Annotated in this window: 10 protein-coding genes; 2 read left to right on the top strand and 8 right to left on the bottom strand. The window is 72.5% G+C overall.

What is annotated here, in order from left to right; all coding sequences use genetic code 11:
- Positions 1-400: 400 nt before the first annotated feature.
- Entirely contained in the window at positions 401-991 is a 591-nt protein-coding gene (locus ACIG87_RS18700; protein ID WP_396851811.1) for a TetR/AcrR family transcriptional regulator, read from the bottom strand.
- Positions 984-1,817, bottom strand: a complete 834-nt coding sequence (locus ACIG87_RS18695) for an alpha/beta fold hydrolase (protein WP_396851810.1) — start codon at positions 1,815-1,817, stop codon at positions 984-986. Before ACIG87_RS18695 ends, ACIG87_RS18700 begins: the two co-directional genes overlap by 8 nt.
- Positions 1,818-2,244: 427 nt before the next feature.
- On the opposite strand from ACIG87_RS18695, the gene ACIG87_RS18690 reads away from it, so the two are divergent.
- Positions 2,245-3,357, top strand: a complete 1,113-nt coding sequence (locus tag ACIG87_RS18690; protein ID WP_396851809.1) for an ice-binding family protein — start codon at positions 2,245-2,247, stop codon at positions 3,355-3,357.
- Between the two features lie 178 nt (positions 3,358-3,535).
- Here ACIG87_RS18690 and ACIG87_RS18685 read toward each other — a convergent pair whose 3' ends face one another.
- From ACIG87_RS18685 to ACIG87_RS18660, 6 genes are all read right to left on the bottom strand, one after another.
- Positions 3,536-4,429: a S1 family peptidase gene (locus ACIG87_RS18685; protein ID WP_396851807.1), complete on the bottom strand. Its 894-nt coding sequence runs from the start codon at positions 4,427-4,429 to the stop codon at positions 3,536-3,538.
- Positions 4,430-4,658: 229 nt separating this feature from the next.
- Positions 4,659-5,726: a DUF4352 domain-containing protein gene (locus ACIG87_RS18680; RefSeq protein WP_396851806.1), complete on the bottom strand. Its 1,068-nt coding sequence runs from the start codon at positions 5,724-5,726 to the stop codon at positions 4,659-4,661.
- A 62-nt stretch (positions 5,727-5,788) separates the two neighbouring features.
- Positions 5,789-6,445 carry a 4'-phosphopantetheinyl transferase gene (locus ACIG87_RS18675; protein ID WP_396851804.1) on the bottom strand — a complete coding sequence of 219 codons (657 nt, stop codon included), beginning with the start codon at positions 6,443-6,445 and terminating at the stop codon, positions 5,789-5,791.
- 199 nt (positions 6,446-6,644) lie between these two features.
- On the bottom strand, positions 6,645-7,424 hold the full coding sequence (locus tag ACIG87_RS18670; protein WP_396851843.1) for a peptidase: 780 nt from the start codon (positions 7,422-7,424) through the stop codon (positions 6,645-6,647).
- A gap of 2 nt (positions 7,425-7,426) precedes the next feature.
- A complete protein-coding gene (locus ACIG87_RS18665) occupies positions 7,427-8,704 on the bottom strand; it encodes a VWA domain-containing protein (RefSeq protein ID WP_396851841.1) in 1,278 nt (425 codons plus the stop codon).
- 616 nt (positions 8,705-9,320) lie between these two features.
- Positions 9,321-11,087, bottom strand: coding sequence for a dolichyl-phosphate-mannose--protein mannosyltransferase (locus ACIG87_RS18660; RefSeq protein ID WP_396851803.1), 1,767 nt, complete (start codon positions 11,085-11,087; stop codon positions 9,321-9,323).
- A 92-nt stretch (positions 11,088-11,179) separates the two neighbouring features.
- Here ACIG87_RS18660 and rsmI point away from each other — a divergent pair, with 92 nt between their 5' ends.
- Positions 11,180-12,019: a 16S rRNA (cytidine(1402)-2'-O)-methyltransferase gene (rsmI, locus tag ACIG87_RS18655; RefSeq protein ID WP_396851840.1), complete on the top strand. Its 840-nt coding sequence runs from the start codon at positions 11,180-11,182 to the stop codon at positions 12,017-12,019.
- Positions 12,020-12,069 lie beyond the last annotated feature (50 nt).

Below are 12,069 nucleotides of genomic sequence, written 5' to 3'. Positions count from 1 at the left end.
CCGAGTATGAGGCGACGGCCTATTCCCGCAGGCCAGCGAGCAAGGTAGCGTGAGATCAACTTACCGACCCTGTCCGTCAAACCGGGTCAACCCCAATCACTCAGGTATAGCCCCTGACCAGGATGTTAGTCCGAATCTGACGATCTTGCGAACGCCTGTGGAACAGCAGCCACCTCGTTCGCATCGAGGGGGTCAGGGGTTCGAATCCCCTCAGCTCCACCACAAAGTAGCAGTTCAGGGCGGGTTCTCGGATGATCGGGAGCCCGCCCTTGAACGTGTGCCCGTCCGGCGTCGTCGGACGGAGCCTCCCTGGGTGTCTCGAGGAGGGGCCCGATCAATGGTGGTTTCCGCTTCCGGCTGGTGTGGAGGGTGGAACTGGCCGGTTCGGCGAGCGGATGGTCTACCGGTGATCGGTCGGGCTGGACAGTGGTGTGGAGCGCAGGCTCCGGTCGACGAGGTTGATGAGCCATTCGAAGCTCGCGTCGATGTCGGTGGACCACTGGAATCCGTTGGTGGCCTGCAGGGTGGCGAAGCCGTGGAAGACGCTGCGTAGCGCGCGTAGCGCGTGGGTCATGTCCTCGGGGGCGATGTCGTATCCCCGCAGGACCGCTTCGAAGGGTACGAGTACTCGCTTTTCGGCGACCGCGATCGGGTCGTCGGGGCTGTTCGGGGTGAGGCCGATGGTGGCCGCGTAACGGCCGGGGTGGGTGAGTACGAAGTCGCGGAGCGCGTGGGCGGCGGCGGCCAGTGCGTCCCGCCCGGCGCGGCCCTGGGTGGCCGCGCCGATCGCGTCGGCGGCCTCGGTGAGGGCGAGGGCGGCGATCCGCCGGTTGAGGTCGTCCTGGCTGGCGATGTGCTTGTACAGCGACGGGGCGCGTACCCCGACCCGCTCGGCGAGTCGGCCCATGGTCAGCTCGGTGAAGCCGACCTCGTCGGCGAGCGCGGCACCGGCGGCGACGACCGTGGCCGAATCCAGGCCGGCCCTAGGCACGGATGCCGGCCAGGAAGGGCAGGACCATGGCGAGGGTCTGCTGGGGGAACTGGACGTGTGGGTAGTGACCCGCTCCGTCGAGCATCTCCAGACGGCCGAGTCCGGTCGGTAGATCGGCGACGATCGCTTCGCCCTCGGCCTTCGGCGAGGCCCAGTCGGGGTCGAGAGTGCCCTGCACGATCAGCACGGGGCAGGTGACCTTGCCTAGGTGTTCACCGGCATCGGCGGGAGAGGTCATGCCCATCTTCTGCAGGACCCTCATCCGGCCCGGTTGCTGCAGCATCGCGGTGATCTGCTTCAGGCGGGTGTCCCAGTCCGTGGGTTTGGTGCCGGGGTAGGCGGTATCGAGATACCTGGCCCACTGCCGGGTGCTGCCGAGCAGGGCGGTACCGATGAGGTGTGTCGTGCCACGACGGTAGGCGGCGTTGCGCAGGTCGCCGAGTCGGATCTGCTGCTTGCGGGTGAAGGGTGCGAGTTCGACAAGTGCGGTGACCAACTCCGGGGCCTGCACGGCGGCGATCGTGGCCGCGCCGCCGGCGATGGAGTGGCCGATGAGCACCGCCGGCCCGCCGAGGTGCCGCACCAGGGCGATCAGGTCACCGGCGATCGCGGTGCGGGTGTAGGACGGCCACCCGACGCTGGACTCGCCGTGGCCGCGGAGGTCCACCGCGGCTACCCGGTACCCGGCCTGCGCCAGCGCGGGGGCGAGGAACCGGTATGCCTCGCGGCTGTCACCCATGCCGTGTGCGAGCACCACCAGCGGGCCGGCGACGCCGGTCACCTCGTAGGCGATCGTCCCACCATCGACGTTCAGGAACTCGGTCATGACCATCTCCATGTAGCTCGTCAGCGCTTGGCTTTCCCTGTTAGCTAAAAGCTATCACCTTTAGCTTTGGCGTCAACCCCGGAGTCCACGACGGCCAGGGCGGAGCGTCGGTGCCGCCGCCACCCGTGGCATGCCGAGGCATCGGGCGTGCTCGCACCGGAACCGAACAGGTGGGTCCTGGTCACCTGCGCCGACGCGCCGGGGGCCTTGTGATGAGCCTGTGGGACGTGAGGCGGAGTCCTCTTTGGTCCCATAATCTACCTTATTGTCCCATTTTGGTAGCAAACGTGGCTGTGGCGTGATGTGGTGGTCTGCGCACTCGGCCGCACCACCGGGCCGTTTCGGGCAGGACGCGAGACGCCTCCTGCGAGTAGTAGCCACGGAGGATGTTCCTGTGAAAGAAAGACCGATTCGTCGACTTCGGTGGGTGGTCCTGCCGGCTCTCGGGGCTTCCGCAGCCGTCGCCGTGGTCGCCAGCCTGCTGCTCGTCAACTCGACGGCGGCAAGCGCGGCCGATGCCCCGGTGGGCCTGGGGACGGCCGGCAACTTCTCCGTCCTGGCCGGGGCCGAACCGACCAACACCGGCCCGAGCTTCCTCGCCCAGAGTCTCGGGAGGTTCCCGGGCAACACCGCGGCGGGCTTCGGAACGGCGACCATCGGCGGGGAGGTCCACCTCGGCGATGCTGTCGCGTTGCAGGCGCAGAGTGACCTGACCACCGCCTACAACGACGCCGCCGGCCGGACGCCGTTCACCAACCTCCCCGCGGAACTCGGCGGCAACACGCTCAACCCGGGCGTCTACCGGATCGGGGCCGCGCAGTTGACCGGGACGTTGACCCTCAACGGCCAGGGCGACCCGGCGGCCGTGTTCATCTTCCAGGTCGACTCGTCGCTGACGACGGCGTCCAACAGCAGCGTCGTCCTGATCAACGGGGCTTCAGCCTGCAACGTGTTCTGGCAGATCGGCAGCTCGGCGACGATCGGCACGGGCACCACCTTCGTGGGCACCATCATGGCCCAGGCGTCGATCACGATGGCCACGGGCGCGACCCTCCAGGGCCGTGCGTTGGCACGAACCGCCGCCGTCACCCTGGACACCAACGTCATCAGCGCACCGGTGTGCGTCGCGCCCTCCGGTCCCCCCGGGCCCAGCGGCCCGCCCGGACCCAGTGGCCCGCCCGGCCCATCTGGCTCACCCGGCAGCCCGGGTGCGCCTGGTAGTCCGGGCGCTCCGGGTAGTCCTGGTGCCCCCGGTAGCCCAGGTGCTCCAGGTAGTCCTGGTGCCCCTGGTGCGCCCGGCAGTCCGGGTGCTCCGGGTAGCCCTGGTGCTCCGGGTAGCCCTGGCGCTCCGGGTAGCCCGGGTGCACCCGGTGCCCCGGGCAGTCCCGGTGCGCCTGGCAGTCCCGGTGCGCCGGGGCACGGGATTCTGCCGGTCACCGGTGGTGGCGCGGTTCCTGCCCTGACCGGGGTGGGAAGTGTCCTGGTCGCCCTGGGCGGGTTCATGTTCTTCCTCGCCCGGCGTCGAAGCCAGGAATCCTGACCGGTGGCCCGGCCGGTGACCTGCCGGCCGGGCCCCGGACCTCCCGGTCATGACGCCCGGTAGGCCGATCGGCCTCACTACGAGGATCTGCGCAGAGGCGGGTTGCCCGGACGACGGGGAGCCCGCCTCCGGCCATTCCCCGACGACCTGCCGGCGGCGCACCACGTCGACGTCGTGCTCAGGGGATGGTGACGCCGTAGGCGGCGAGGATCTCGGCGATCGGCTGGTAGTAGGTCGTGCCGCCGCTGGTGCAGTTGCCGCTGCCGCCGGAGAGGATGCCGAGGATCAACCCACTCCCGGCGACGTAGAGCGGCCCGCCGCTGTCACCGGGCTCGGCGCAGATGTTGGTGCGGATCAGCCCGGACACGCTGCCCTCCGCGTAGTTGACCGTCTGGTTGAGCCCGGTCACCGTGCCGCACCGCACGCCGGTGGTGGAGCCGCTGCGGCAGACGGCCTGGCCGATGTACGGGGTGCCGACGCCGTTGACGGTGAGCAGGCCCGGATAGGTGTAGACGGCGCTCGGGTGGCTGACCGTGCCGGTGTAGCGGACCAGGCCGTAGTCGTTGGTGGGGAAGCTGCTGCCGGTGCGGCTGCCCAGCACTGTCGTCTGGCTGCTGTCGGCGTACCAGGCGGAGGCGACGGAGGTGCAGTGCCCGGCGGTGACGAAGTAGTAGGTGCTGCCGCTGTGCACGTTCGCGCCGAGTGAGCAGCGGGCACCCCCGCCGTAGACGGCCTGCCCGGCGGCGACGAGGATGCGCAGCCGGCCGGGTTCGCGGCGCAGGTCCGCGCCGGCCCGGACGGCGATGGCGCGCAGCGCGCGTACCTGCTCCGGCGGGACGGTGTCGTCGACGGTGAGCGTCAGCCGGCCGGTCGTCGGGTCCTGGCCCCAGGCGGTGCCGGCGGTCCGGACGTCGTGCAACGTCGGCGTGACGGCCGGACCCGCAGCGCTGCGGTGGCCGGCGACCCCGAGGTCCGCGGCGGCCGGGCCGGTGGCTCCGGCGTGCGCGGCGGCCGGGGTCGCCGGCAGCAGCACGACGGCCAGGGTCAGGGCGACGAGCGAGAGACGGCGCATCTCCCACCTCCAAGTCGATCGGTGAATGTCGATCTGTTCAGCATCCACCGGTGCCGGGCCCGATTCAAGGCACGGCAGCGATCCCGGCCCGCTACCGCCGGACACACCGGGTTGTCCCGGCAAGCACGGCGGGGCCAGGGCCGACCGGTGACCGGAGCCGGCCGGTCCTGCGTAACGGGAGCGGGCCGGCCCCCGTCAGGGGAGCCGGCCCGTCACGGGACCTGGGAGGTCAGGGCTTCCAGGAACCGGCCGCCTCGAACTTGTGCTGGTACTCGACCGCGCCCTTCTTGTCGGCCACGTCGAACACGACCGCGCCGGAACGCTTGCTGCCGGCCCGGATGCTGCTGCCGGAGTCGAGCATGTCGCCGCCGCAGCCGGAGAGGGCACCCGCCAGCCCGTTGACCGTGGTGCCGTCGTCGGCCACCCACTGGAAGTAGAACGGGTTGATCGACGCCGTGCCCTTGGTCACCGTGGCGGTGACGTCGGCGATCAGGTACATGCCCTTGTCCGGTGGCGGGGCGAACGAGCGGCAGCCCTTGGACGAGGTGCTGAAGCTCCGGACGGTGATCTCGATGGTGCCGTCGTCGTCGCTGATCACCAGCGTCTCGCCGGCCTTCATGTTGAACGTCTCGTCATCGGTGGACGACGGCTTGTCACCCGGTAGCGCCGGTGCCGTCGTGGCACCGGGGGTGGGCAGCGAGCGCTCGATCTCGTCGGCCGCCTCGTTGGCCGTCCTGCCACCGGCGACCACGGCGGCGACGATTCCACCGCAGCAGAGCAGCAGCACCACGGCGACCACGACGCCGATGATGATCCAGACCTTTGTGCCCGACGACGGGGCCGGCTGAGGCGGGCCCAACGGATAGCCGGGCGCACCCGGGCCGCCGGGCGGCGGCGGGTAACCGGCACCGGACCCTGGCGGGTATCCCGCTCCGGACACCGGCGGGTATCCGGCACCGGAGACCGGCGGGTATCCCGCGCCCGACATCGGCTGGTAGCCGGCACCGGAGGCCGGCGGCGGCACGCTCCCCGGGTCGTACGAGGGGTACGGCTGGCCCGACGTCGGCGGTGGGTACGTCGGCTGTGGGGCTCCGGAGACCGGCGGCTGCGGCGCGTACGGCGACGGCGGAGCGTACGGGTCGGCGGGGTACGTCGGTTGTGACGGATCGGGGACCGGGGGTGGCGGGGCGGTCGGGTCGACCGGGTACTGCTGACCGGGTGCCGTCGGGAACGGCTGCGGCGCCCCGGGCGGCTGGTGGGGGTCCTGCGGCCCGTAAGGGGGTTGGGGCTGGCTCACCGTACTCCTCGCACACGTTCGACGGTCGTAACTCTTGGAAGCTAGTGGGTGGTGGCAAGGGCTCAGCGCAGGGGCAGCACAGCCGCCGTACGGACCAGGTCGTCCTCGATCGCGAACTGGCCGGTGACCATCGAGGGTGGGTCCGCCACGGTGGCCGCCGACACTCGCGCCGGGTTGATCCGGGCGGTGAAGACGCCCGCGTCCGGGTCCAGTTCGACGGTGGCGTCGAGGAAGTCCAACCAGGAGCCCACCACCGGGTGCCAGACCTTGTAGACGGTCTCCTTGGCGCTGAACACCAGCACCGGCCAGTTCACCCCACCCGGCAGCCGGGCCAGCCGGTCCTCCTCCTCGGGGCGCAGGATTATCCGGCGTACCCCCGGGTTGAGTTCCTTGTGCCGCTCGGCGTCCATGCCGACCGCGCGCAGGTCGGTGCGGCGGGCGACCGCGGCGGCGCAGTAGCCCCGGGTGTGGGTGATGGTGCCGACCAGCCCGGCCGGCCAGACCGGCGCGCGGTTGGACGCGGCCGGCACCGGCGCGGCCGGTAGGCCGAGGGCGGTCATCGCCCGCCGGGCGCAGACCCGACCGGCGGTGAAGTCCCGCCGCCGGCTCTCCACCGCCCGCTCGCTCAGCCCGGCCCGCTCCGCCGGGAGCAGCTCACCCACCCAGTCGGCTTCCTCGGCCACCGCCACCGAGACCGTCGCCGGCAGCAGGTCGCGCATCGCCCACCCCTTTCCGGTACGACCACCGTCGCGCCCGTCCGGCAGGAAGGTGCGCGACAGCCATGGCTGGTGAACGTACCGCAGGGGGTGACGCCGGAGGGCCCCGACCGGCGGTCCGGGTGACCCGCCGGTGGCCGCCCCCGACCCGGGGACGGCCACCGGCCCTGGCCAGAACCGCCTTTCGGGGCCGCCCTCCGGGTCAGGGCCGGCGGGGGCGGCGAGTAAGCGCGAAACCGACCACCCCGGCGACGGCGGCGAGCGCGCCGCCGACGGCGCTCCACGCCCAGCGCGAGCCGAGCGCGGGCAGCCAGTCGCCGTCGAACCAGTCGTCGTCCTCCTCGACGGGGGCCGCCGCCGGCTCACCGGTCAGCACCGCGCCGGCCTTGGTGTTCGGCACCAGCGGCGCCTTCAACTCGCCGTCGTCGCGCGAACCCTCGCCGTCCGCGGAGACCAGCAGCTCCACGTCGATCGGGAGGCCCAGGTCGGGTTCGGGCAGGTCGGTCACGGACAGCCGGACGAAGTAGGTGCCGGGCAGCGGGTCGGCCGACCACGGCTCCGCCCAGGACCGCACCTGGCGCAGCGTGCAGCCCAGCGCCACGCTGCCGGCCGACGCGGCCACCGTCGGGGTCTGCGCCCCGGCCGTGCACGCCTGCCGGCGGCGCAGCCCGTCGAAGACCTCCACCGTCCAGGTGGACGCGCCGGTACGGGCCTTCGGCAGGGACACCGTCGCGGTGATCTCGTGGCGTTGCCCGGCCGACGCCGGGAACGACCAGTACAGGAAGTCGCCGGTGGAGGCGCCGACCCGGACCGGCTGACCGGCCGTGATGCCGGTGGCGGTGAGGAACGACGTCCCGGCCCGGGTGACCGGGGTGGCGCCGGGGGAGGGGGTGGGCGCGGCTGTGGCCGGGGCCGGGGCGGCGAGCAGGGCCAGCCCGGCGGCGGCCAGCGCCGCCCCGGCCCGGATGATCGGGGTACGCATCGTCAGTTCGTCCTCCACGTCGCCACCCACCAGCGGGTGAGCAGCCCGACGACCAGGCCGGTGAGCAGGCCGGCCAGGGTGAGCAGGAGCAGCAGCACCCAGCCGCGCCCCAGGTCCGGCGCGGCCGGGGCGGGTGACGAGGCGACCACGTCGATGGTCAGCTCGACCGGCATGCCCGGCTCCGCCCGGGTGCCGGGACGGGGCGAGAAGGCGTTGCTGACCACCAGGCAGACCGTGGTGGCCGGCACCGGCGTGTCGGTGGCCGACGGACTCGGCGTCGCCCCCTCCTCCGTCCCCGACCAGCGCAGCCCCGCCGACACCACGTCGGTACGGCCGCTGCCGGCGTCGACGCCCCGGACCAGTTCCCGGCCGTCGGTGGCGGTGGCTCGCAGCAGCACCGCGTGGTCGGGGTTGACCGGTCGGTCCAGCGCCACGCTGACCGACGCGCGCAGCTCCTGCCCCGGCCGGACGGGCACCCGGTACCAGCGGTGCTCGGAGAACGCCTCCCGGTCGGTGTAGACGCCGGGGGCGAGCAGCGGCGCGTTGGCGCACTCGGCCCTGCCGGCCACCACGGTCGGGGCGGCGGTGTAGGTGTCCTTCGCCCGGTCGACGAGCTGCTTGATCCGGCCGGTCAGCTCGTCGGCGCTCTGTGCCGCCGTGTAAGTGCCGCCGGTCGCGGTGGCGATGCAGAGCAGTTGCTTGCGAACCTTCTCGTCCGGGGCCAGGCCGAGCGTGTCGACCACCAGCTTGGTGCCCTGGGCGGCCAGTTCCCGGGCCACCTCGCACGGGTCGGGTGGGGCGCAGGTGTCCTCGCCGTCGGTGATCAGCACGATCCGTCGCGCGGTCGTGCCGGTGCCGAGATCCCGGGCGGCGGAGCGCAGGGCCAGCCCGACCGGGGTGAAGCCGGTCGGTCGCAGCGTCGCCACCGCCGCCTTGGCCGCGGTACGGTCCACCGGCCCGACCGGCACGATCTGCTGGGTGTCCAGGCAGCCCTGCTTCTTGTCCTTGCCCCGGTAGGTCGCGCCGAGCACCCGGATGCCGAGCTGGGTCTCCTCGGGCAGCGCGTCGACCACCTCGTTGAACGCCTGTTGGGCGACCGAGATCCGGCTGCGCCCGTCGATGTCGTTGGCCCGCATCGACCCGCTCACGTCGAGCACCAGCTCGACCTTGGGCGGCTCGGCGGGCTCCTCGTCATCGGCGAGGGCCGGTGCGGGGCCGGTCAGCGCGGTCGCCGCCAACACTCCGATCAGGACGGCCGTCGATCGTCGTCTCGTGATGATCACCGGGCGAGTGTAGTGAGATCCACTGTGGAGCTTCACCGGGGATCACCCAGCGGGTCTCGACGCCGAAGGCTCGGCACCCGGATGGGCCGAGCGGACGATTCGGGCGCCCGGTCGGCCGGAGACGACCGTCCGTTAGATGCTAGATGTAAACCATTTGCCGCGCGATGCGTCGGTCGGAAATCTGACCCAAGTCGACCCGTTGTGCCGGTGGCACAACGTGGTTAAGCTCTCCTTGCGCGCCCCAATCGCCCGCTTCCCCCGTGGCAGGCGATCGGGGCGCGCCCTTTTCTGCGGCATTGCTCCGCGAGGCCCGTCCCGGCGGGCAGGGCGCGTTGCGTCTGCCCGAACCCGGTGGCCGCCCAGCTCCGAACGCCGCGGTGCCCGTCCCGCCGCCCGGTAGGGCGCGCGCCGTTGATCTTCCTCGCCGACCAGCAAGGCGGCCCTGTCCGCGCCGAGTGCGGCATGCCGGTCGGACACCCGGTACGTGGGCGGGACTCGGCCTGCTGCGACCGTCTGGTCCACAGTGGCGGCGACTACCCGGAAACGGACACCGCCCCGACCGGGAGACGCCGATGCCAGCCAGGCCGGCGGCGGCTCCCGGACGGGGCGCGGGTCAGATCCAGCGGCCGTCCAGCCACATCCGGGCGGACCAGTCGTCGTACGGCAGGAGGTTGCCGACGAAGATCGGGTAGAAGTACGCGAAGCAGAGCGCCACCAACAGCACGTAGGCACCGACGATGACGCCACCGATCAGTCGCCGGTCAGCGAGCTGCTCGGCCGCCGCCGCATCAGCCTCCGCGACCAGGACCGCGGCCTTCGGGTCGGCCGGGTCGGCCGGGTCGGCCGGTGCGAGCCTGCCTGAGGCGGTGGTGCCCGGGGCGGCTCGGGCGGGACCGGTGGTGGTGGGGGTGGCGATCGCGCCGAGCACATAGACCACCGCCAGCACCAGGAACGGCAGCGCCGGGGCGGTGTAGAAGGAGAACATCGTCCGGCCGTCGAGGGCGTACCAGAACCAGGGCAGCAGGCCGGCGGCCACGCCCGTCAGGATCGCCCCGGCCCGCCAGTCCCGCCGGGCCACCCCGAGCCAGAGCGTGGCGCCCAGCGCCGGCAGGAACGACCACCAGAGCAGCGGCGTGCCCAGCAGCAGGATCTCGGAGGCGCAGGTCGGGGCGCCGCAGGCGCCCTCTCCGGACCAGTGGAACGCCACCGGTCGGCCCAGCAGCAACCACTGCCAGGGCCACGACTGGTACTTGTGCGCGGTCTCCAGGCCGGTGTGGAACTCGAACGCCGCCTTGTGGTACTGGAACAGGTTGTTCAGCGCTCCGATGTACGGGGTGTCGCTCAGCCCGGGGAGGGTCGGGTAGCGGGCGGCCAGCCGGTAGTAGCCGGCGTCGGAGAGCAGCCAGCCCGACCAGGTGAGGATGTACGTCCCGACCACCAGCAGCCCGGCGAGCACCAGCCAGGGCAGCTCGTCGAGGAGGGCGTCGCGCCACGGCCGGCGGACCCCGGCCGACCGGCGGACGCCGACCTCCCAGAGCAGGGCCAGCAGCCCGAAGGCCGGTACGAAGTAGATCCCGCTCCACTTCACCGCGCACGCGCAGCCGAGCAGCACGCCGACGAGCAGCCGCCACCAGGGCCAGTTCCGCCAGCCGCCGGCGGGGCGACCGGCCCGGCCGGCGACGGTCGGGTCGAGGCCCTCGTCCAACGCTCGGGCCCAGCGCCGTCGGCGGGCGTCCCGGTCGAGCACCAGCGCGCCGAAGGCGGCGAGCACGAACAGCAGCAGGAAGATGTCGAGCAGCGCGGTGCGGGAGAGCACCAGGTGGAAGCCGTCCAGGGCGAGCAGCAGGCCGGCGGCGCAGCCGAGCGTGGTGGAGCGGAACATCCGGCGGGCGATGCGGGTCAGCATCAGCACCGAGAGGATGCCGGCCACCGCCGCGCCGATCCGCCAGCCGAACTCCGGGGCGGTGGTCATCAGGTGGCCCGGGACGGAGATGTTGGTCTCCGCGTCCTGGTAGCCGAAGGCCCACTCGCCGAGCCCGATCAGCCACTTGCCCAGCGGCGGGTGGACCACGTAGGACGGGCCGTTGTCCTTGTAGTTCCACTCGACGCCTTTGTCGATCAGGCCGTAGCCGTCCCGGGCGTAGTAGATCTCGTCGAAGATCTTGCCCTTCGGGCTGCTCAGCCCGAGCAGGCGCAGGATGGCGGCGATCGTCACCACCACGGCGGTGGCGATCCACGAGTTCACGTCCAGCCGGGCCTCGACGGTGGCGAGTCGTCGACGGACGATCGCCGGCACGCCACCTCCTCCGCCCTCGGGAGGGGGTGCCTCCTGGCCGGACCGGTCCGCGCTCGCACTCTGTGCTGTCGACGCACTCGTCACCCGGCGATCGTAGGCTGCGAAGGTGCCCGGTGGCGTCCATCGTCCCCGGAATTGGTACGAGTGTCGATGAAGGAGCGCGCTTCGTGGGTGAAATGTCCGAGATTGGACGCCTGATTCTGCTCGGTGCACCGCTGGGCAACCCCGCCGACGCGTCCACTCGGCTCCGCGAGGTCCTCGCCACCGCCGACGTGGTCGCCGCCGAGGACACCCGCCGGCTCGCCCGGCTCGCCCGCGACCTCGACATCACCGTCGGCGGCCGGATCGTCTCCTACTTCGAGGGCAACGAGGAACGTCGTACCCCGGAACTGGTCGACGTGCTCCGCGAGGGCTACCTGGTCGCGCTGGTCACCGACGGCGGCATGCCCAGCGTCTCCGACCCCGGCTACCGACTGGTCACCGCCGCGCTCGACGCCGGGGTGCCGGTCACCGCAGCGCCCGGTCCGAGCGCCGTCACCACCGCCCTGGCCCTGTCCGGGCTGCCCTGCGACCGGTTCTGCTTCGAGGGCTTCCTGCCCCGCTCGCCCGGCGGCCGGCGGGCCCGGCTGAAGGCTCTCGCCGCCGAACCGCGCACCCTGGTCCTCTTCGAGGCCCCGCACCGGATCGCCGCCGCGCTGACCGACCTGGCCGCCGCGTTCGGCGACGACCGGCCCGCCGCGCTCTGCCGGGAGTTGACCAAGACGTACGAGGAGGTCGTCCGCCGGCCGCTCGGCGAACTGGCCGACTGGGCCGCCCGGGGCGAACCGCGCGGCGAGATCACCCTGGTGGTCGCGGGAGCGCCGGAGACCCCCGCCGAGCGCCCCGACGACGACACGCTGCGGGCCGCGGTGACCGACCGGGAGGCCGCCGGGCTGTCCCGCCGGGACGCGATCAGCGAGGTGGCCACCGGGTACGGGCTGCGTCGCCGGGACGTCTACGCCGTCGTGCACCGCTGACCGGGTTGTCTGTCCCACCGGCGCGGCCGGGTCGTCCGGCCGACTGCCCG

It is taken from the genome of Micromonospora sp. NPDC051925 (genome assembly GCF_044548625.1).
Lineage (GTDB): Bacteria > Actinomycetota > Actinomycetes > Mycobacteriales > Micromonosporaceae > Micromonospora.
Note: the sequence above shows the minus strand (reverse complement) of the source record. Positions and strands in the feature narration are given on the sequence as shown.